This window comes from Arenibacter sp. ARW7G5Y1 (assembly GCF_003201775.1).
Taxonomy (GTDB): domain Bacteria; phylum Bacteroidota; class Bacteroidia; order Flavobacteriales; family Flavobacteriaceae; genus Arenibacter.
Map to the genome: position 1 here is coordinate 250,712 of NZ_QJJZ01000004.1, position 22,066 is coordinate 272,777.

Below are 22,066 nucleotides of genomic sequence, written 5' to 3' on the forward strand. Positions count from 1 at the left end.
TATATTTGTGAACAAAGTAACAAAAAACTTTCGGGAGTTGTGGTATGCACACTTCTTGGTCGGATTTTCGTGCTTTTAATAGGTCTATTTATGGGCGATAACCATTTGGGTTTATACTAATTCTTTAGTTTCCTATATACAGGCCGGTATTTCCCTTTTCCAAAACAGGCATAAGCTCCATAACAAGGTCTGGATTTAGGTCGGCAATATTTTTGGTTTCATAAGGGTCTGTGCTATGGTCGTAAAGTTCAATGGTAGGTTCGTCCTGTCTATAATATTTGGTTAATCTGTACCTGTCTGTCCGCAGGGAAATACCATTTCTAAAATAGCTGTATGCCACTCCATCTTCTTTGGATGATGCCTCATTTAAACTATCGATAAAGCTTTCGCCGTCTATTTCATGGGTCATACCAATATTGCACAGTTCCATTATCGTTGGGTAGATGTCTACCGTCTCTACAATGGTTTTTACTTTGTTGGTTTGATGCCCTTTAAAAGGGGATTTGATGATCAAGGCACTTTTTAAGGCATTTTCGAAAAGGGTATGTTTTCCCCAAACCCGTTGATCTCCCAAATGCCAACCATGGTCTCCCCATATCACGATAATCGTATTCTTGTCCAAGCCCATCACTTTTAGCTCCTCCCAAATAAGGCCTATTTGGGCATCGATATAACTTATTGAGGCCAAGTAGGCATGCCTTAATTTTTTGGCGTATTCCTGGGAAACCGGTTGGGCTAGACTTGCCTTTTCCTCCCCTAGGGCATATTGGTTAAATTCGCCGCTTTCATGTAGGCTCTTTAAGCTTATGTTCTCCGGAACCCGAGGGTTGGGCGAAAGGGGTATTTGTTCCCTATCGTATAGGTCCCAATACTTTTTTGGGGCATTAAATGGTAAATGGGGTTTAAAAAAACCTACTCCCATAAAGAAAGGTTGCTTCTTATCTTTAAGCTCCCTAAGTTTTGAAATGGCCAACTTGGTGGTCAATCCATCCGGATATCCCTCATCATCTACTTCCCCCGCCTCATATGGTCTTACCTGTTTCTTTAGGCTTTGTCTATTTTCTCCGTCCGAATACCCGAAAAATGCATTCCAACCCGTTCCCCATTTTCCAGCATCAAATAATAGCTCGTTCCAGCTATGCGGCAATTCTTTTTTGGTGGAAACCGGTTCTTCATAACCGTAGACCAAACCATCTGCGGAGTGACTTATCTTCCCTATGCCAACGGTATGGTATCCATTCCTTTTAAGATGGTGGATAAAAGATTCTGGCACTTTATTTTCGGTTGCATTGGATATTTCCTTTTCAATGGCATTATTGCCCAAATGTAAAGGCTTACGGGGGCGCATACCGGTTAAAAGTGCATATCTCGATGCACCACAGGTTGGGACTTGGACAAAGTGGTTCGTAAAAATAGTTCCTTCAGAGGCCAGTGCATCCATATTGGGAGAATGGACAATGGGGTTGCCATATGCTCCTAATTCTGTTCGCAGGTCATCCACGGCAATAAACAACACATTGGGCGGTCTTTGCCCTTGCTTGCATTGTAGATTACTTCCCAGAAAAATTAGAAGAGGGAGTAGGATAAATAATCTTTTAAAACTGGTTGGCATAGGTAGTTTACATTAATGGTGTTAAAATGACTTTAAATACTATGGCAATATATAATTAAATCAATTGGCCGGTGTCTTTAAGCAAATCAAAGATAATTTTATCAACTTCGGATACCTTTTTCCTGTCCCTGTAGTTCAGCCAACATATTTCGCCTGCTTCGGGCTTAATGGCGATGGTTCCCGTATACTCGGCCGAATAATAGGTAGATCTCGCTAAAATAAAGGGTTTGCTGTCATCGGCCCTTGCTTCAAAAATCCCCAAATGATCAAAGGAAGGGATTTCTAGAATTATTCCCAGCACATTTTTTATTACCCGGGTCAGTGTCATTGCATCGGACTCTTTCGGTATTCTTTCTCCTCCTGGAAGTGAATAGGTAGTCTTTCCTGTAGGTCTAATAGCCAGTAACTTCTGGTCTACAATATGGATCCATGTTAATTGGTCTATGATTTCGTCCGAAGGTTCAATATAGTAATCAATGGAATTAAGGGAGTGGCCCTTATCTATAAGGTCCAATAGTCTATCTATGGCCGTTCCAAATTTAGTGAGGGTTCCCAATTTGTTGTTACGGCCAAGGGCGCTGGAAATAGTTTCGTCCCGATTGCCAAATTTGTAACCACCCTTTTTGACCCAGACGAGGTTTAAAAGATGCTGCATCCCAACATTGCCCAATTGGTCTATGGAAATGGCAATTTTAAGAAGGTATTCTCCCAGTCCTACAATACCCTTTTTTAATAGTCCATGGAAAAGGCCATAAACAAAGCCAAGGGGGAAGGTGAGTACAAATAAAAATATGGAGATAAGGAATAGTAGTATCCCTATCAAGGGATTCATTTTTTTGTCCGCCCTATAGACTTGTTTTTTTAAAATCATCGGTTGTAGTTGGTTGCTTAAAGGTATAAAATAATTTTAGCGGAGGGGAAGGGTTTTAAGACCGATAATGTAAATGTGTAAAATGAAATTGTGTCAATAATTAATAGTGTAGCTGCAATACTATCAAATAAATACTATATTTGAGAAATTCAAAATTTGGGGCATGGCCAATTATTTGTTAATTAAAAAATGAGCAATACCCTTTTGATATTACTACCTCTAATTCCGTTATGTAAAATTTAAGCTTCTCCGTTAATCCAAATAATCTTTTTAAAATTTTATTGATGAAAAATTACATTGCCCTTATCCTTGGTGTTTTTACATTGTTCCTTACTTCTTGTGATAGCAAGAAAAGGGAAGGCGAACCACGAATTTTGGTCTTTTCCAAGACCATGGGTTATAAGCATGCTTCCATACCCAGTGGATTGGAGGCAATTCAAAAGTTGGGAATGGACAACAAAATTGGTGTGGATACAACTAAAAATGCCGATATCTTTAATGATGACGACTTAAAAAAGTATTCGGCAATAGTATTTTTAAGTACCACGGGCAACATATTGGATGCTAAACAAGAAGCCGCCTTTGAAAGGTATATTCAGGCTGGTGGAGGTTTTGTGGGTGTACATGCCGCCACGGACACCGAATATGATTGGAATTGGTATGGAAGATTGGTGGGTGCTTATTTTGCCAGTCATCCTGCAGGTACCCCTGAGGCCGATTTTATTATTAAGGACAATACTTTTGGGGCTACCAATATGTTTGCCGACTCCATCTGGCATCGAACCGATGAACTCTATAATTTTAAGAAAATAAATCCGGAGGTGAATGTTTTGATGACGGTAGATGAAAAGAGTTATGAAGGAGGTATTAATGGAGATCATCACCCCATGAGCTGGTATCATGAATATGACGGAGGCCGTGCCTTTTATACGGCCTTGGGCCATACCGAGGAAAGTTTTTCCGAGGAATTGTACTTAAAACATTTATTAGGGGGTATCCAATATGCCATAGGAAAGAATGAAATTTTGGATTATACCAAGGTAACCACCCAAATTCCACCTGATTCCGATCGCTTTACCAAAGTTCCTCTGAAATATGGTGACTTTTTTGAGCCTACCGAAATGGCTATTTTGCCCAATAATGACATTTTGGTTTCCCAGAGACGGGGTGAAATAATGCTGTATAAAGCAGCTACCAAAGAATTGTCCCAAGTGGGGTTTTTGGATGTATATCATAAAACCCAAAATACACCAAATGTAAATGCAGAGGAAGGGTTAATGGGGTTGCAAAAGGACCCCGATTTTGAGACCAATCATTGGATATATTTGTACTACAGCCCAACAGGGGATAAGTGGGTGAACCGTTTGTCAAGATTTAAATTTGAGAACGATATTTTGGACACAACCACGGAGCAGATAATACTTGAAGTGGATAGTCAGCGTGAGATATGTTGCCATACAGGGGGGTCAATTGCATTTGGACCGGATAATATGTTGTATTTATCTACAGGGGATAATTCCACACCTTTTAGTGAAAAAGGGGTGAAATACGTGAACAGTGGCTTTGCACCCTTAAACGATATCCCAGGAAAGGAACAGTACGATGCCCGTAGATCTTCAGGAAACACCAATGACCTGAGAGGGAAAATATTGCGAATTAAGGTAAATGAGGATGGTAGTTATAGTATCCCCGAAGGAAATTTATTTCCGGAAGGAACTGCCAAGACCAGGCCTGAAATATTTACCATGGGCCACAGAAATCCGTATAGAATATCTGTAGATCCCAAAAAGGGATATGTATATTGGGGAGATGTAGGGCCAGACGCCCGGGCAGATAGTTTGGACACCAGGGGGCCAAGGGGGTATGATGAAATGAATCAGGCTAGGGAGGCCGGAAATTTTGGTTGGCCATTCTTTATTGCGGATAATAAACCCTATCGTCAATATGATTATGCTACGGGGGAGAGTGGAGATACTTTTGATCCCGAAAAACCCATAAACGACTCTAGAAACAATACGGGCCTTAGGGAACTTCCAAAAGCTATGCCTGCCTATGGTTTTTATCCATATGTAGCATCCCAAGAATTTCCCCAAACCGGTACCGGAGGTAGGAACGCTATGGCGGGTCCCGTGTATTATTCGGATCTCTACAATGGGCCCAATGCACTGCCGGAATATTATGATGGAAAAGTATTGGTCTATGATTGGATACGTGGCTGGATGATGGCCGTTAGCCTGTTCCCTGATGGGGAATTCAATAAAATGGAGCCATTTGCAGACCAAATCAAAGTAAACAATCTTATAGATATGGAGGTTGGTCCTGATGGTAGGGTGTATCTATTGGAATATGGTAGTGGTTGGTTTTCCAAAAATGATGATTCTGCATTGTCTTATATAGAATACAACGGGGGCAATAGACCACCGTTGATAGAGAATATTTCTGTGGATAAAACATCTGGAAAACTTCCTTTGACTATTACTGCAAAAGTAGAGGCAAGGGATAGGGAGCAGGATGAAATGACCTATGTGTGGCATTTCGGGAATGGTGAAACCAAGGAAACTACCACTCCCCATATTACCTATACCTATGATAATGTGGGGGACTATATTTTGTCCGCTACTGTTTTGGATAACAAGGAAGCTTCGGCCAAAAGTCAAGTTATTAATGTGGTGGCTGGAAATTCAAGGCCGGAAGTATCCATAGATATCAATGGGGGCAATTCATTATTTTTCGAGCCAGGGAGGCCTATGAACTATAAGGTCACCGTTACCGATCCAGATGGTTCCGCAATAGATGAGGACAATATTTTTGTTTCCATAGATTATCTGGAAGGCATGGATGAAGCCTCACTGTCATTGGGGCATCAAGAAGTCTCGGCGGTTGTTACCGGCAAGGCGTTAACAATGGCATTGGATTGTAAAACCTGCCACAAGGAAAAGGAAAAATCTGTTGGGCCTATGTACCGGGATATCGCTGAAAAGTACAAGAACGATAAAAAGGGATTAAGCTATCTGCAGTCTAAGATAATTTCGGGAGGTAGTGGCGTTTGGGGAGAAGTAACCATGCCTGCACATCCCAACCTTACCAAGGATGAATCTAGGCAGATAGGGCTCTATATCCAATCCCTTGCAAGTACGGCCGATAAAAAGAAATCCTTACCAGCTACGGGAAGCATAGTTCCAAACCCTACCAAGGGTGCAACTGTTATGGTAATTACGGCCAGTTATACAGATAATGGGGAAAACAATGTTAAACCCTTGACGGGTTCTAAATCAGTGGTATTGCAATTGGATGCCAATGCCGACAACGCAGGGGCCAAGTAAAAATGGTTATAGACCTGTGGAACTTCCGGCTATTGTTGTAAAAAGAACCATTCCTATGGCTAAAGTTGGTTGATGGATGCTTTATAAGGAGGTGGTGTGTTTTGGGATCCGGTACAGGAAATTTAGGGACGCCTTATGCTTATTTTTACGGTTCCAGCCAAAGATTGTTCCCGGGTCCATAATAGGGGTAGCTACATTTTCTGGGTGGAACAGGAGTAGCTAATCTAAGATATTTGGTTTTCAGGGAATTTTTATTGGTTCATCCAGTTTTTAAATTCGGAGGCTTTTGCCTTGCTTACGATTACTTGTTCCGTATGGGGTGGGATAACACCAATGATCAGCTTCCCGTTAAAATATTGTTTTATTCCGGCAATGGCATCCCTTTGCGCTATGAACTGTCTATTTAGTCGGTAAAAGTTAGACGGGTCGAGGTCGTTTTCAATATCCTCCAATTTCTGGTCAATAGTATGGGTCCGCCTGTCTTTTGTGACAGCCTTAACTATTCCGTTTTCAATGAATAGATAGGCAATTTTATCAGTTTTCAAAGGAATTAGTTCATCGCGATAATGCACTAAATACATGGATTTATAGGTCTTTTTTTGATCCTTCAATAGGCTTAGGAGTCCTTCCACTTGATTGGTGATAAGCCCCTTGCCCTTTAATTGCCCTTTGAACTGTTCCAAGCTAACTTCCAATTCATCCTCGTCTATTGGTTTTAACAAATAATCAATGCTATTGAGTTTAAATGCCTGTAAGGCATATTGGTCATAGGCCGTGGTAAAGATAATTGGAGCATCAATTTTAACGGCATCAAAAATTTCAAAAGATAGTCCATCGGCTAGATGGATGTCCATAAAAACTAGGTCGGCTTCCTGGTTTTTGGTAAAATAATCAATAGCCGTTTTTACTGAATCCAAAACGGCCAATATCTCAAGCTTATCTTGGAGGTTTTTAAGCATGTAGGCAAGATTTTCACTTGCAGCCAATTCATCTTCTACAATTACTATTTTCATGTCATTCTGTTCAAGGGTAGTTTTACTCTAAAAATATCACTCTGCTTGTCTATGATAATTTGTTGTTTACGTATCATATAATAGCGTTTGTACAGGTTTAGAAGCCCATTTCCCGTGCCTTCTGCCAGGGTGGAGCGAGGCCGTACCTTGTTTTCCACATAAATGCATTCATCTTGCGAATAGATGTTCACTTTTAGCGGGTGCGTTTCCGAAATTTCATTGTGCTTCACGGCGTTTTCTGCCAATAATTGTAAGGCCAATGGGGGAATTTTTCTGTCGAGATAGCTTTCGTCAATGGCAATATCAATTTGAAAACGGTTCCTGTATCTTGTTTTTATTAAGTAGGTATAGCTTTCCAAAAATTTAAGCTCCTCTTTTAAAGAGACCAGATCCCTATCCCCGCTTTGTAATATATAGCGGTACATAAAGGAAAGTTTTTTAACAAACATAGTAGCCTCCTTATTGTCCCGAATAAGGGAATTGAGTGTATTAAGGGAATTGAAAAGAAAATGCGGGTTGATTTGATTCTTTAATGCAGAAAGTTCATTTTGAAGGTTCTGTTGTTTCAAATATTCATTTTCCAGAATATTTTGCCGCTGAATAATTTGAAGTCTTAAAATTCTGGATATAAATATTATGATAATGAGGACTACTATAAATATAAAAACCTGAAAATCCTCCTCCCTATTGGAAATGTCTTTGTCAACTAAAAACGGATAAATAAAATCTAACAATAGAATTGTTGATACAAGGATTCCAATATTGCCCGAGAGCCTCAGTACCCATACAATTAAACGGTTCCTTTTGGGGATACGATAAATAAAATTGGTATTGAATTGCAGTGCAGACCATGAAAAAAGGAAGAAAAACCAGAATTTAAGATCAAGATCCACAAACAGTTCACTGGAGAAAATCTCTTTATTAAAGCCGGTCGATCTGAAGAGGGATATGGTAAGCGGAAGGGTCACTAAAACAGCAATCAGGATGGCAATTTTTATTATTTCAAGCTGTTTTACCCGTTTTATAGTGTCCATATTAGCTAAGTTGTTTTAAATATACTTCATTACGTCTCCTTATCATAGTCCTCGAGATGGATTTTCTTATTCCCCCAATTTAGTGTAAAAAAAAGCCCCTGAATAAAGTCAAGGGCTTGTTGGTGATAAACTCATGTATCTTTGTTATTTGGCATAAGCGTCAAATCCCTTGGGTAGATAGTTCATTACTTCAAAGCCAAGATCAATTTCTTCTTCAATCTCTTCTATGATAATATTGTTTAGGTTCAGCTCCATGCCTTGGTACGCATTGAAACCAATTGGCAGGTATTGTGCAGGATCAAAGCCGAGAACAATTTCTTCTTCCATCTCCATAACAACAATTTTGGTAAGGTCAAATCCCATGCCCCTATATGCGTTGAAGTCTAATGGTAAGTAGGGAGTAGGGTCAAAATTGAGTACAATTTCTTCCTCTTCTTCAATAAGGTCAATATCCTCCAAGCTTAAATTTCTTACTTCTTCATCCATAAGCAATCCTTCGGCAAAGGGGTTATGGGATTCAATATAACAATTAATGTCATCTGAATTTAAACATTTGTCCTTCCCTGAAAATGAGAACAATGAGAGGGATACTAACATGGTACTTAATAATAAAGCTATGTTTTTCATGATATGTAATTTTATGAATATTTGGATATGCATCTTATTTCAGGTGCAAAGATAATGGGCGTATCCACTTTTTTTAGGTAGATACTAAGTGAAGTGGACTAAATGGGGGGTGAAACGGCTATGGGGTAAACTGAACCGAACCTGATTTGGTAAACAAAGTGATAATAATGGTGCCGTATGGCCCTTTCACAACAAGATCTGCCGGTAAACGGCCAGCTGTTTATGGTTGGTTTAACGTAGGAAATGGTGGGTCTGGACTAGGGTGTCTACCCATGATCGTTAAACGGCCCTTTGTATTACTTCAAAAACCTTGTTGCCATCACACTTCAAAGTTTTGGATGGATATTTAAGAATAAGGGCGTAGTCATGGGTGGCCATTAGGATGGTCCTTCCGGTCTTGTTGATATCCTGAAGAACCTTCATTACTTCCACACTGGTCTGTGGGTCAAGATTCCCTGTAGGCTCGTCTGCCAGAATTAGGTCTGGATCATTCAGTAAAGCTCGGGCTATTGCGATACGTTGTTGTTCCCCGCCGGAAAGTTCATGGGGAAATTTAAAACCTTTCGTTTTCATTCCCACCTTATCCAGGACATCTTCAATCTTGGCGTTCATTTCGCTCCGGTCTTTCCAGCCGGTAGCCTTTAGAACAAAAAGAAGATTGTTATTTACATTGCGATCCGGTAATAATTTAAAATCCTGAAAAACTACCCCTAATTTTCTTCTCAGATAAGGAATCTCCTTTTCCTTTAAGGTGGTTAGATCGAAATCTACAATATGGCCACTTCCTTGTTTTAATGGAAGATCGCCATATAAAGTTTTCATAAAGCTGCTCTTTCCGCTGCCTGTTTTTCCAATAAGGTACACGAATTCCCCTTTTTTGATTTCAAGGCTGATATCGTTCAATACCAAATTTTCTCCCTGAAATACCGCTACATCCTTCAGCTGCAATATGCTTTCGCCCATAGTTTTTAATGTTGATATAAAAGTAATAAGTTCCTTTGGAATTAAGTCAAATCTTCTTGAAAAATCTTTTTCTTTATCATATACTTAGGGACAATATTTATCGTTATATAATTTAATTACGGTAATTCTTAACTTCTAGAGAACACTATGCTAAGAAAAAAAACCGCTGTTATACTGTGTTTTGTTGGGTCTTTGTTTTACGTAAGTGCCCAAGAATCCGAAATCTATACTTTTGACCAAAAGGACTACCAGGAAGCTTTGGCCTTGTATAACAATAAACAGTATCAGGCAGCCCAGACTATCTTTGAAAAGGTAAAAAATAATACCAGGGATGAAGAGACCCAGGCCAATAGTGCGTATTATGCCGCTACTGCGGCAATTCGCCTGAATCAGTTGGGGGCCGATAGGTTGATGGAGGACTTTGTGGAAAAGTATCCAACTTCAACCAAACGCAATTCTGCCTACCTCGATGTGGCCGATTATTATTTTGCAACCGGAAAGTATCCGTATGCCTTAAAATGGTATACCAAGGTAGATCAGAGTTCCATGTCCAGGAAGGATAAGGAGCGTTTCAATTTTAACAATGGATATGCCTTGTTCTCCTCCAACAAGCCAAAAGAGGCGGAACGATACTTAAATCAGGTGACCACCTCTCCAACCTATGGTTCCCAAGCCAAGTATTACTTGGGGTATATTGCTTATCAGCAGGACGATTATGCCCAGGCCAATCAGCGTTTTGATCAGATTACCGACCAAGAATTGTTGGAAGAAAAGCTGTCCTATTATCAGGCGGATATGAACTTTAAATTGGGCAAGTTTGAAGAGGCTATTGCCTTGGCTAAAAAACAATTGCCCAAATCTGACCGAAATGAAGTTTCGGAGCTCAATAAAATTATTGGTGAGAGTTATTTCAACCTAAAACAATATGCCAATGCCATACCCTATTTGGCCGAATACAAAGGGAAAAGAGGCAAGTGGAGCAATACCGATTATTATCTATTGGGCTACTCCTATTACATGCAGGGAGATTATGCCAATGGAATACAGCAATTCAACAAAATAATTGACGGTAACAATGAAGTTTCCCAAAATGCCTATTATCATTTGGCGGAATGTTATCTAAAGCTGGACAAAAAACAAGAGGCCTTGAATGCCTTTAGAAATGCCTCCCAAATGGATTTCAATACAGAAATTCAAAAGGATGCCTATCTCAATTATGCGCGACTGAGCTATGAAATAGGGAATGCGTACGAACCTGTACCCCAAGTTTTGACAACATATTTGGAAAAATATCCCAATGATTCCCATAAAGCGGAGATGCAGGAACTTTTGGTGGACTCCTATATTACTTCCAAAAATTTTGCCGGTGCTATGGAGTTATTGGAGAAAAACAAAAATTTTGCCAGTAAGGCTACTTATCAAAAGGTGGCGTTTTACAGGGGAGTGGAATTGTTCTTGGAGTTGAATTATGAGGAAGCATCGGCAGTGTTCAAGAAATCCCTGGACAATGCGGAAGATCAATACTTCAAGGCCAGGTCTAGCTACTGGAAAGCGGAATCGGATTACAATATGAACCGCTTTGACGATGCCTTGGCCGGATATCTTCAATTCAAATCGATTCCCAGCGCCAAATCAACCCCTGAATTCAAGGATTTAAATTATAATTTGGCATACACCTATTTTAAACTGAGAAACTATACCAATGCCATTGCCGCGTTTTCCAGTTATGTGGAGACCAATAATGGCGATAGCGAAAAACTCAACGATGCATACCTACGCTTGGGGGATAGTTATTTTGTAAGCAGTAAGTATTGGCCAGCTATAGAAACCTATAACAAGGCAATTGCGCGAAATAGTCCTTCCAGCGATTATGCTGCCTACCAAAAAGCATTGAGCTACGGGTTTGTGGACAGGAGTGCTACCAAAATAGAAGAGCTTTCCAATTTTGTGTCCAGGTATCCCAATTCGACCCTAAAGGACGATGCCTTGTTTGAACTGGCCAATTCCTATGTGAGGGCCAATAATACGGAAAGAGGCTTGCAGTTATACGATCAGCTTACCATGGATTATAAAGGTAGCTCTTTGGTGCCACAGGCCATGCTGCGTCAGGGATTGGTACATTATAATGCCAATCGCAATGAACAGGCTTTGGCCAAATTTAAAACGGTAGTTAGGGACCACCCCAACACTCAGGAAGCGTTACAGGCCGTAACAACGGCCAAGCTGATATATGTAGACCTAGGTAGGGTGAATGAATATGCCCAATGGGTTAAAGGTCTCGATTTTGTTGAGGTTACCGATACAGAACTGGATAATGCTACATTTGAATCTGCGGACAAGCAATATATTGAAGGTAATCAAGATGCAGCCATAAGAGGGTATGAGGCCTATGTTAAACAATTTCCAAACGGATTGAATGCCTTAAAAGCCAATTTTAATTTGGCGCAATTATATTTTGGTAAAGGTCAGAAGGATAAAGCACTGCCCTATTTTAAAAATGTGGCAGGCAAAGGGGCCAATGAATACGCTGAACAGGCACTTACAAGGGTATGTGAGATCTATGTGGGCAAAAATGATTATACGACAGCCATTCCTTTCTTGGAAGAACTGGAATCCAAGGCGGAAATTCAACAGAATATCACCTTTGCCCAGTCCAATTTGATGAAGGGTTATTATGAGCGGTCAGACTACGCCAAGACAATTCAATATGCTACCAAGGTGTTGTCTAACACCAAGATCGATAACCGTATAAAAAGTGATGCGCAAATAATGATCGCAAGATCGGCTATTCAGACCAAGGATGAGAACAGGGCAGAAAAGGCGTATTCGGAAGTGCTTAAGATTGCAACGGGAGATTTAGCTGCCGAGGCACTTTATTATGATGCTTATTTTAAGAATAAGGCCCAAGATTACGAGGCTTCCAATGCTTCGGTACAAAAATTGGCCAAGGACTACGCAGGATATAAAGAGTGGAGTGCCAAAGGTTTGATCATTATGGCCAAAAATTTCTATGCTTTGGGTGATGCCTTCCAAGCAACCTATATTTTGGATAGTGTTATTGCCAATTTCGGGGATTATCCGGAAATAGTGGCCCAAGCCAAACAGGAGTCATCCATTATTAAGGCAAAAGAAGCACAAAGTAATTCCTCTATCAATCCAGAGGGCAATTAAAATTTCCTTGCAAAAAGAACACAATATGCACAAGCACATTAAATTATCCATATTTGCTATTCTAGGTTTTCTACAGATCGGTTTGGCACAGGACGATAAAAAGGATTTAGGTACGGAAACGGTGACCGTGGTAAAGGCATATTCCCCTACCATTTCGGACGCGTTTAAGGTGAAGTCGGTTCCTACTTTGAACGATTCCATTGTTTTACAAAAAAAACCTATCAACTACAGTATATTTTCCGTACCTGTTGCCTCTACCTTTACTCCTTCCAAGGGCAAGGCTTCCGGGGTTGAAAAGCTCCCTCCGGAAAAAATATATAATTCCTATGCCTCCATAGGTTTGGGCAATTATAATAACGCCCTTGCGGATTTTTATACCAGTAGCGCCCTCAACAGGGATGAAAGATTGGATATAAGCCTAAACCACCACTCCTCTAGGGGGGAAATAGACGGAACCGCTTTGGATAACGTATTTTATAATACCAAATTGGACGCCAATTATACTAAAAGGGACAGGGATATAAGTTGGGGCGGCAATATAGGGGCACAACATCAACTATATAATTGGTACGGAATCCCCAATGGATATTATACAGAGGAACTAGTGAACGGTATAGAGGAAAAGCAGAACTATTTTAATGCATTTGCAGGTGGTTTTGTGGAATTGGAAGATTCCTTTTTTAAGAGTGCCAGTTTATTGTATAGACGTTTTTGGGATGCTACGAAATCAGGTGAAAATAGGGCCGTACTAAAGCCTGCCTTTGAATTTCCATTGGGGGACGAGTTATTGACACTGAAGGCCAAGGTGGATTATGTAGGGGGTAAGTTTAAAAATGGCCAAGTGCGGAATGAATCCAATCTTCCCGGAATAGATTATTCGCACTTGCAAGTTGGTATAAATCCCAATATTAACATTTTGGGAGACGATCTTTCGCTTAACCTGGGCGTTAATTTAGTGTATGGGATGGATTTGGAGAACAGTGAAGGCAATTTTTATATCTATCCCACAATAACGGCTTCCTATCGTTTGTTGGATGAGGTAGCCATAGCTTATGGAGGGGTGGAAGGAGAATTGAAACAAAACTCGTTCTATGGATTTGTAGAAGAGAATCCATATGTTTCCCCCACTTTGGACATGCAGCCTACGGACCAACAATATGATGCCTACATAGGCTTAAAAGGGCAGCTGTTACCCAATCTAAGTTATAATCTTAAAGGGTCTTATATGGCGGAAAATAGAAAACCTCTATTTTTGTTAAATCCTGAAAATACCTCTAGGACAGATGAAAAGGGGTATTATTATGGAAATAGTTTCCAAGTATTTTATGATGACGTAAAGACCTTAGGCATTTTTGGGGAGTTGAATGTAGATGTAAACCGGAATTTTAGCCTAGGGGTGAATGCCCAAGTGTATGATTATGATACGGAAACCGATAACCCTGCCTGGAATCTACCGGGTTTAACCGCCTCTATGTTTATGGATTATCAGATAGGGGAGAAGTGGTTCATGGGTGCCAATCTTTTTTATGTAGGGGAACGCGACGATCTTTATACCGTTGCCTCTCCCGGAACCTTGCCGGAAGACTTTGCAATGACTTCGGTTACCTTGGATAGCTATTTTGATGCCAATGCGCATATTGGCTATCGCATAAATGGGCAATTGTCGGTTTTTGCAAAGGCAAATAATATAGCGAACCAGAACTATATGCGCTGGAACAATTATCGGGTACAGGGATTCCAAGTGTTGGCCGGAGCCACGTACAAATTTGATCTTTAGGGCAAAAATGAATATCTAGCACAATAGGTTGGTCATAATCTTCCAAAAACCCCGTGGAATTTTATGGTCGCCAAATAGGTACCTTCTGCCTTTGGCTTTCTATTTGGAAGGCAAAAAGGCAGTAAGGTATTTTTGTTTGTAGTGGTGCCTGCCCCTTGTATTTTGTAAATTATAATTTATAAAGGTGTCCCGTTCGTAACGCTTACGGCACATTTAGTCACAGAATAGAAAAAAAGACTAGTTTTTGATGTTCGATAACTTTCTTTTGTTGTCTTGTTAAATATTAATTATAAAACTTTATAAGATGAAAAAAAATGTAAAACTGTTTTGTGCATGTATTTTATTTGTTTCCTGCAGCATGTCCCTTTTGGCAGTAAATCCAAGCAATAGTACCTTTTGTACCAGTAATGGTAACGAAGAATTTGAAATAGTGTATAAGTCCCCCATTGGTACATGGGATTATACCGTAGCTGATGTTCCTTATGAATATAGTGCCGGAGTGATGGTTATTACCAAGGACAAGGAGGGGTATAAGGTAGTTGTAAAAGTTAACTATAATACCTTGACGGCTTCCGAGGTAAAAGTGAATGGGAATAAAGTAAACTTTGCGGTTTTTATAGAGGGTAGTAAGGTTCAAGTTTCCTTGCAGGTAGAGGACGATGTTATAAAGGGCAATGCCAATTCTATGGAAGGCTCATTCACATTGAAAGGTAAAAGAAATAAATCCTAAAGGTCAAGTAAACAGGTCAGTTGTATATTTGTCATTTATTACAAACATCCCCTTTTATGGGGATGTTTTTTTATTTTTGATAAAATGTACTTAAACTTTTTGCACAGTGGGGATTCCTTTTGCAGGAAGTTTTGCATACAATTTGGTTGGTATGGGGCACTTCATTGTAGGTTGTAGAAATTGGTTGTGGATTTTGTCCGTATTATGCCTTGGAGGGGCCATGTCCCAAAACCTTGTGGAAAATCCCAGTTTTGAATCTTTTTTGGATTGCCCGGATCATTTAGGGAACTTTGGGGAAGATCTAAAATATTGGTCCGTACCCACTTTGGGAACCACGGATTATTTTAACTCCTGTAGCCTTGGCATGGGCATACCCAAGAATTTTATGGGAGAGCAAATGGCAAAATTTGGGGAGGGCTATTCAGGATTCTATATGTATGCCCCCGAAGATTATAGGGAATATATCCAGGGTGGGTTAAAGGAGCCCCTGAAGAAGGGGGTTACCTATACCTTGTACTTTTATGTAAGCTTGGCCGAAAATTCGGATTATGTTGTTCGTGATTTCGATGTGTTATTATCCGCAAGGCCAATTGAGCTTACAATTAAAAAGGGACTTAGTAAATGGCAGCTTTCCAAAATTGAAGGTAATGAATTTACCCTGGTCGAAATTTTGGGCAACCAATTTATTTCTGATGATGCCAAGTGGACCAAGATATCCGCTACCTTCCTTGCCAATGGTGGTGAACAGTTTATAATTATCGGTAATTTTAAGAACAATGCCTCTACAAGGCGACAGCGATTGGCAAAGAAAAAAAATGTAAATGGGGCCTATTATTTCTTGGATATGGTATATGTTGGGGAAGGAATGCCGTCCTATGCCCTGGACGAGGTACATGTATTTGAGAATGTACGTTTTAATTTCGATGAGTTTCAACTAGGGGAAAAAGGTGAGCAGGAAATAAAACGCGTTTACCATTATTTGCAATCCGATAGTACTTTGAACATTGTAATAAATGGATATACAGACAAATTGGGTACCACTTCCTACAATAACACTCTTTCTGTTAAACGTGCAATGGCGGTAGCAAATAGATTGATCCAATTGGGTTTGGCCGTTCAAAGAATTACCTACAACGGTTTTGGAGCAGCGCAACCGTTAGGGAATAATGGGGATGAAGTGGGCAGGGCACGTAATAGAAGGGTGGAGTTTATAATTTCAAAAACCCCTGAAAAGTAAGCTTTTAAAGGGGCAAGCGATTTTTTTTTACAGTGGTTGGTAAAATTGTTGGCTATAAATGATTGTGGTTCAAACTTTTGGAACTATATTTGATTCACAATAAGTAATTAATTTAAATTTTAGTAATGAGTAGAGGAACAGTAAAATTTTTCAACGATGCCAAAGGATTTGGGTTCATCACAGAAGAAGGTTCTAACAAAGAACATTTTGTACACATCTCTGGTTTAATAGACGAAATTCGCGAAGGCGATGAAGTTGAGTTTGAACTAAAAGAAGGAAAAAAAGGATTAAACGCAGTAAACGTTAAAGTTATTTAATATATACTTTTTTAATTTCCTAAGACCTAAGGCCTATCATTTGATAGGCTTTTTTTTGTTCGTGAGACCCGTATTTCAAAAGCCGCGGGCGCATTGGAATACGATAGTCGAACGAACCCCGCCAAAAGGCAGGGTCTTTTGTTCTAATATCCAGATCGTTGGTTGGATTCCTTATAGGAAGCAAGTATTCGGTTAAGGTTTTAATACCAATTATTATGAAGTGAAGTTGTAAATTAACGTTTCCCCATGTGATAGGTGAAGTATTATTTTTGGACCATAGCTGGGCCAAGTTTTTATTCTCTATCTTGGTTTAAGAAACATTAATTGGTATTAGGGGTAAAGGAAAAGGCCAACCTAATATTAATGCCATTGGTTTCCATCCTTAACTTAAATTCTATAGTTCCTATGTTTGAATATTTGGATAAAATAAAATTGCTGATAGACAAAATGGCCATAGACCAGCAGGATCAATTGATCACTGCCTCAAAAATGGTAGCGGAGGTTATTAAGAACGATGGAATAATTCACACTATTGGTACAGGTCATTCCCAAATGATAGGCATGGAAATGTTCGGTAGAGCGTCCAATCTGGCCAATGTAAATGCCATTATGGATGACATGGTACTTATGTCCAGTGGGGCAAGGAGATCGGCCGCAATGGAGCAAATAGGTGGTCTTGCCGAAATTCTTTGGAACAAATATCAATTTAACAAAGGAGATGTATTGATCGTTGTATCGAACTCCGGTAGAAATGCATTGCCATTGGAAATGGCCATGAAGGCCAAGAAGGAAGGTTTAAGGACTATAGCGATCACTTCTTTGGAACAATCAGGAAAGTATGCTTCTAGGCATGAAAGTGGAAAGAAACTGTATCAGATTGCAGATTTGGTTATTGATAATTGTGTTCCGTCAGGGGACGGGGTTATTTCCATTAAAGATCTACTGATCGGTCCGGCTTCATCCGTACTTGGGATGATCATTGTAAACATAATTTCAACCGAAGCCATAAAGATTAATTTGGACAGGGGAGTGGATGTCGCTGTATTTCAAAGTCAGAACATAGATGAGGCGGACAACGAAGCACTTTATCAAAAATATGAATCCCGGGCAAAACATCTTTAGTACCCATTTGGGTTATCTAAAGAAGTCCAAAAGAGCTACGATTCCATTGTAAGAAATGATAATTGAAAAAATTAAGGCGGCATATAATCCTATATTTAGGAATTTACTTGCTTTGTGTTGCCCCATCAGCTTTTTATTGTTGATCAGTAAAATAATTCCAAGTATTACCAAGGGCAGGACAAATACGTTAAATACCTGGGATAAAATCTGCATTTCTATAGGGTTGGCACCAAAAATGGGCACAATAAGTGCAAACAGACATGCAATGGCCGTAATTATCTTAAATTGTTTGGAAGTGGTATCCAATTCCCCGGATTGATAATCGGCCAAAAGAATGGGAGCTATCAATAAACAGGGGAATATAGAAGATAATCCTGCACTTAAAGTTCCAAAGAAGAAAAGGGTCAAGGCGAATTTTCCGGCCACCGGTTCTAAGGTGTTCACCATATCCAAAACTTTGGTCACCGGCTGGCCTTGGTGAAACAAAGCTCCACTAGCTACGGCCATTACCGATGCACTAATTACAAAGACCAGACAGGCGGCTATTATGGAATCTTTTTTTTGCTGCTTTAGATGATTGATATTCCAGCCTTTGCCCTTTACGAATAAAGGTCGCGATAAGAAAGTAGCGGCGGCCATGGTGGTGCCTACAAAGGCGGCCACCATCATTTTACCCCCTTCCACCTTTGGTATGGACGGTATTAACCCTTTAGCGACCTCTATAGGCAAGGGGTAGACCATAAAAAGTGAGATAAAAAAGGATAGTCCCATAATGGTGACGAAAATGACCAATATTTTTTCAAAGAAGGCATACTTTCCTACTAGGAGGAATCCATACATGATTATAATGACCACAATGGCAATTAATAGAACAGACTCATATTGATAGCCCTTCAAATTGGGAAAATAGATAAGGAATATCTCAAATATAATGTTGGCTGAAATCCCTAGTATGCCCATAAGGGAATTCCATTGTCCAAATGAAATACCAATAATTATCATTAGGGCAATAAACTTCCCCCATCTTAGATGCTTTTTAAAAGCAAATAAGGCTGTTTCTCCCGTAACCAGGGCGTAATTACCATAGGAGAACATTAAGATTCCAGAGAAAATGCAACTCAGCATTAAAACCCATAACAATTGCATACCGTAGGTACTTCCTGCAACGATCATGGAGGTTACACTTCCTGTGCCAATAGTGTACCCAATGGCAAATATGCCTGGGCCAAAGGCCAATACCAGAGCCAAAATCTTTTTTAGAATTGATTTTTTAGTGGTCCGGATTTCCATATTTTATTTTCTTAGTTTTCTAATGGACACCAAAGTTTCTCGAACGGTATATTCCAATCCTATAAAATCTTTGTTGTCTAATATTTCCTTACTGATAAGTTGGGAGCCCAGCCCTACACAGGTTACACCAGCATCGAACCACGCTTTTAAATTGGAAGCATCCGTAGTAACTCCTCCTGTGGGCATGATACTTGTCCAAGGTTGTGGGCCTTTTATAGCCTTTACAAAAGAGGGGCCATAGGTAGCGCCGGGAAACAATTTTACGATTTCGCAACCCAATTCCTCGGCCTTGTTAATTTCGGTAAGGGAACCACATCCAGGGGACCAAAGGACCTTTCTTCTATTACAGGCAATCGCAATATCTTCCCTTAGGGACGGGGTTACAATAAAGTTAGCTCCCATTTTCATATATAGTGATGCCGCTGCAGCATCGGTTATGGAACCAACTCCCATCATCATTCCAGGAAGTTCTGTGATGGCAAATTTGTTAAGTGCCGAAAATACTTCGAAAGCGAAGTCGCCCCTAGCGGTAAATTCCATTAATTTAGCGCCCCCGTCGTAGCAAGCTTGCAACACTTTTTTGCCAAGTGCTATATCTGGATTGTAGAATAAGGGGACCATTCCGGTTTCCTTCATTGCTGTTGCTACTTCTATTCTTGAATATTGTGCCATTCTTTGTTACCCTTTGTTTAATATTTTGTTGAAATCATAGTCCGATGGATTGTCCAAATAAGGACTTGCCCGTTCATAATCCTTTTCTTCCAAATAGTGTAGATTTTGAAAACAAAGTCGGATAAATTCGGAATCGATATCAACCAATCGCGGAGCTATTTTTCCATCTTTGTCCTGTAGGTCCGTCAAAAAAAGAGGTGATACCTCTCCCCTCGAATTGGCGGTAACAATGCATCCACTTAGGCCTTCATCGTATAATTTTTTGACTCCCAAACCCAACAGGGTGCATAGGGTTAGGTCAAATCCAATGGGTCGGCAACACCTGAGCTCGTAGCCTAGCTCAACGGGTCTACTTTTAATGTGTATATCCAGTTCTTTCAATTGCCGTTGCACCAGCATATTAAAAATATGGGACTTGCTAACATTGCCCAATTCAGGATGACCGTGGTCATCGTAGGTGAAATTTATACCACAATGCTTGATTTCAGATTCTGGCATTATATGGAAAACACCTTCGCTAATGAGGGCTACACCATAATTTATATTTTCAATTTTTCTTTTGACCATCGAGGAGATAATCAGTCGGACTACCTTATCAAAGGTAATGCTGGTCTTGTTGAACATTTCAGGAATAACCATCATTGGAAAATGGCAGCTTGCCGCGATGCCTAGGGCCAAATGCCCTGCCGACCTTCCCATGGTGGACATTACAAACCAGTTTTCACTGGTACGTGCGTCTTCATAAGTAGTTGTGCCAATTCGCACTCCCTCGTCCTTTGCTGAATGAAAACCAAAAGTGGGATTCCTATCCGGTAAAGGCAGGTCATTGTCAATGGTCTTGGGAACATGAATGTTCGATATTGGAATGTTTTCTTTCTTTAAATAGCCCGTAATTCTATTGGCAGTTGAGGCAGTGTCGTCACCACCTATACTCACCAATAGTTTTACATTGTTTTTGGAAAAAAGGGTAGTGTTCAATTTTTCATTGCCAGGTTTGAACCTACTCATGATCAAAGTGGATCCACCTCGGCTAAAGATTCGATCTGCATGGGGGAAATCGAATTCTTTAATTTTGGGATGCTCTGAAAAGATTCCTTTAAAACCTTCATGTAGTCCAATTACCCTATATCCGTCTTTTAAAAAGATTTTGGCCACAGTGCCGATAACAGCATTGATACCGGGCGCAGGACCTCCTCCGCATATGATTAATATGGATTTTTTTTTGGTCATTTCGATCTTTTTTAGAACAGCGCTACAATTACAGGGACATTTTGACCCCATAATTTTTCAAAATTGAGACTACCCTTTTTAATGTGTATAATGATTAAGTGTTGGCCAAGTGCCCGCAAACTTTAATGACTTCAATTGGATTCCAGTAAAGAAAGAAGTCCCGCTGAAAGCCTGGTACAACCTTAAAACCACAACTGCCGTAGTGCCTTCTTAACTTTTTGAAAGTGTTCCGGCAGTTGCTTTAATTTCAACTCATAATCTATGAATAGTTATCATGGTATTTATAGACGATAAGCCTTGTTGCCGTTCCATTAAATACCTAAGCCCTGTCCTCCACCAATTTGGATGGTTTCGGCTGTAATGAAAGCGGCATCTTTACCAGCTAAAAATGAAATTACGGATGCTACCTCTTCAGGTTGTCCTAATCTTCCCAATAAAATATTGTTTTTCCAAGAAGCAAAAACTTCGGGCTTGGTAGATTTAATTTCGGTATGGAAAGGAGTATCAATGGTTCCTGGTGATACCGCATTTACTCTAATTCCATATTCGGCAAGGTCTTTGGCCAACGCCCTGGTAATGGCATGAACACCTGCTTTGGATGTTCCATAAATCCCTGCTCCGGGTCCACCGGCATTCCAACCCGCAATGGATGTATAATTAATGATGGTAGGTAGATCTCCTTTTTTTAGATAAGGTATGGCAGCTCTTGAAGCAAAGAATACAGAATCCAAGTTCAAGGCCATTACAAATCTGTAAAAATCCGTTGTCATTTCTTCAAACCTGGACCTACCTCCGAGTCCACCTGCATTGTTCACTAGGACATCAATTTTACCGTATTTCTTACCAATTTTATTAATGTTGGCTGTTACTTCGTCTTCCTTTGTAACATCAAATCCGTAATACTCGGCAGTGATACCTTCTGCCGTAAGCTCTTTAATTCTTTTGGCCCCTCCTTCATCATCTATACCGTTCAATACTACTGTGTATCCGTCCTTGCCCAATCTTTTTGCTACTTCGAAACCAATGCCCCCTGTGGCTCCGGTTATTACTGCTACTTTTCCCTTTGAATTACTCATA

Annotated in this window: 17 protein-coding genes; 7 read left to right on the top strand and 10 right to left on the bottom strand. The window is 40.1% G+C overall.

The window, feature by feature from the left end; genetic code table 11:
* Window positions 1-124 precede the first annotated feature (124 nt).
* Together C7972_RS08020 and C7972_RS08025 are read right to left on the bottom strand one after the other, a co-directional pair.
* Complete coding sequence (locus C7972_RS08020; protein ID WP_110355694.1) at window positions 125-1,612, bottom strand: sulfatase; 1,488 nt, start codon at window positions 1,610-1,612, stop codon at window positions 125-127.
* Between the two features lie 55 nt (window positions 1,613-1,667).
* A complete protein-coding gene (locus C7972_RS08025; RefSeq protein WP_110355695.1) occupies window positions 1,668-2,483 on the bottom strand; it encodes an NUDIX domain-containing protein in 816 nt (271 codons plus the stop codon).
* Window positions 2,484-2,767: 284 nt separating this feature from the next.
* Here C7972_RS08025 and C7972_RS08030 point away from each other — a divergent pair, with 284 nt between their 5' ends.
* The gene (locus C7972_RS08030) at window positions 2,768-5,806 is read left to right on the top strand and encodes a ThuA domain-containing protein (RefSeq protein WP_110355696.1); all 3,039 of its coding nucleotides are present in this window, start codon (window positions 2,768-2,770) and stop codon (window positions 5,804-5,806) included.
* Window positions 5,807-6,057: 251 nt separating this feature from the next.
* Here C7972_RS08030 and C7972_RS08035 read toward each other — a convergent pair whose 3' ends face one another.
* The 4 genes from C7972_RS08035 to C7972_RS08050 form a co-directional block, all read right to left on the bottom strand.
* Entirely contained in the window at window positions 6,058-6,819 is a 762-nt protein-coding gene (locus tag C7972_RS08035; RefSeq protein ID WP_110355697.1) for a LytTR family DNA-binding domain-containing protein, read from the bottom strand.
* On the bottom strand, window positions 6,816-7,853 hold the full coding sequence (locus C7972_RS08040; RefSeq protein ID WP_110355698.1) for a sensor histidine kinase: 1,038 nt from the start codon (window positions 7,851-7,853) through the stop codon (window positions 6,816-6,818). The genes C7972_RS08035 and C7972_RS08040 overlap by 4 nt, the downstream gene beginning before the upstream one ends.
* Window positions 7,854-7,997: 144 nt before the next feature.
* Window positions 7,998-8,480 carry a hypothetical protein gene (locus tag C7972_RS08045; protein WP_110355699.1) on the bottom strand — a complete coding sequence of 161 codons (483 nt, stop codon included), beginning with the start codon at window positions 8,478-8,480 and terminating at the stop codon, window positions 7,998-8,000.
* Window positions 8,481-8,759: 279 nt separating this feature from the next.
* The gene (locus C7972_RS08050) at window positions 8,760-9,443 is read right to left on the bottom strand and encodes a cell division ATP-binding protein FtsE (RefSeq protein WP_110355700.1); all 684 of its coding nucleotides are present in this window, start codon (window positions 9,441-9,443) and stop codon (window positions 8,760-8,762) included.
* 147 nt (window positions 9,444-9,590) lie between these two features.
* On the opposite strand from C7972_RS08050, the gene C7972_RS08055 reads away from it, so the two are divergent.
* The 6 genes from C7972_RS08055 to C7972_RS08085 all read left to right on the top strand — a co-directional run bounded on the left by C7972_RS08055 (window position 9,591) and on the right by C7972_RS08085 (window position 17,797).
* Complete coding sequence (locus C7972_RS08055) at window positions 9,591-12,614, top strand: tetratricopeptide repeat protein (RefSeq protein WP_110355701.1); 3,024 nt, start codon at window positions 9,591-9,593, stop codon at window positions 12,612-12,614.
* Between the two features lie 25 nt (window positions 12,615-12,639).
* On the top strand, window positions 12,640-14,391 hold the full coding sequence (locus tag C7972_RS08060; RefSeq protein WP_110355702.1) for a TonB-dependent receptor domain-containing protein: 1,752 nt from the start codon (window positions 12,640-12,642) through the stop codon (window positions 14,389-14,391).
* A 304-nt stretch (window positions 14,392-14,695) separates the two neighbouring features.
* Window positions 14,696-15,121 carry a hypothetical protein gene (locus C7972_RS08065; protein ID WP_110355703.1) on the top strand — a complete coding sequence of 142 codons (426 nt, stop codon included), beginning with the start codon at window positions 14,696-14,698 and terminating at the stop codon, window positions 15,119-15,121.
* 106 nt (window positions 15,122-15,227) lie between these two features.
* Window positions 15,228-16,358 carry an OmpA family protein gene (locus tag C7972_RS08070; protein ID WP_258364795.1) on the top strand — a complete coding sequence of 377 codons (1,131 nt, stop codon included), beginning with the start codon at window positions 15,228-15,230 and terminating at the stop codon, window positions 16,356-16,358.
* A 125-nt stretch (window positions 16,359-16,483) separates the two neighbouring features.
* The gene (locus tag C7972_RS08075; protein ID WP_031442744.1) at window positions 16,484-16,675 is read left to right on the top strand and encodes a cold-shock protein; all 192 of its coding nucleotides are present in this window, start codon (window positions 16,484-16,486) and stop codon (window positions 16,673-16,675) included.
* Between the two features lie 405 nt (window positions 16,676-17,080).
* Window positions 17,081-17,797, top strand: a complete 717-nt coding sequence (locus C7972_RS08085; RefSeq protein WP_110355837.1) for a sugar isomerase domain-containing protein — start codon at window positions 17,081-17,083, stop codon at window positions 17,795-17,797.
* Window positions 17,798-17,809: 12 nt separating this feature from the next.
* Here the strand turns inward: C7972_RS08085 and C7972_RS08090 are convergent, their stop codons facing one another.
* From C7972_RS08090 to C7972_RS08105, 4 genes are all read right to left on the bottom strand, one after another.
* Window positions 17,810-19,087: an Nramp family divalent metal transporter gene (locus tag C7972_RS08090; protein WP_110355705.1), complete on the bottom strand. Its 1,278-nt coding sequence runs from the start codon at window positions 19,085-19,087 to the stop codon at window positions 17,810-17,812.
* A 3-nt stretch (window positions 19,088-19,090) separates the two neighbouring features.
* Complete coding sequence (locus C7972_RS08095) at window positions 19,091-19,759, bottom strand: bifunctional 4-hydroxy-2-oxoglutarate aldolase/2-dehydro-3-deoxy-phosphogluconate aldolase (protein ID WP_110355706.1); 669 nt, start codon at window positions 19,757-19,759, stop codon at window positions 19,091-19,093.
* A gap of 6 nt (window positions 19,760-19,765) precedes the next feature.
* Entirely contained in the window at window positions 19,766-20,989 is a 1,224-nt protein-coding gene (locus tag C7972_RS08100) for a 6-phosphofructokinase (protein ID WP_110355707.1), read from the bottom strand.
* A gap of 311 nt (window positions 20,990-21,300) precedes the next feature.
* On the bottom strand, window positions 21,301-22,065 hold the full coding sequence (locus C7972_RS08105; protein WP_110355708.1) for an SDR family NAD(P)-dependent oxidoreductase: 765 nt from the start codon (window positions 22,063-22,065) through the stop codon (window positions 21,301-21,303).
* Between the last annotated feature and the right edge of the window lies 1 nt (window position 22,066).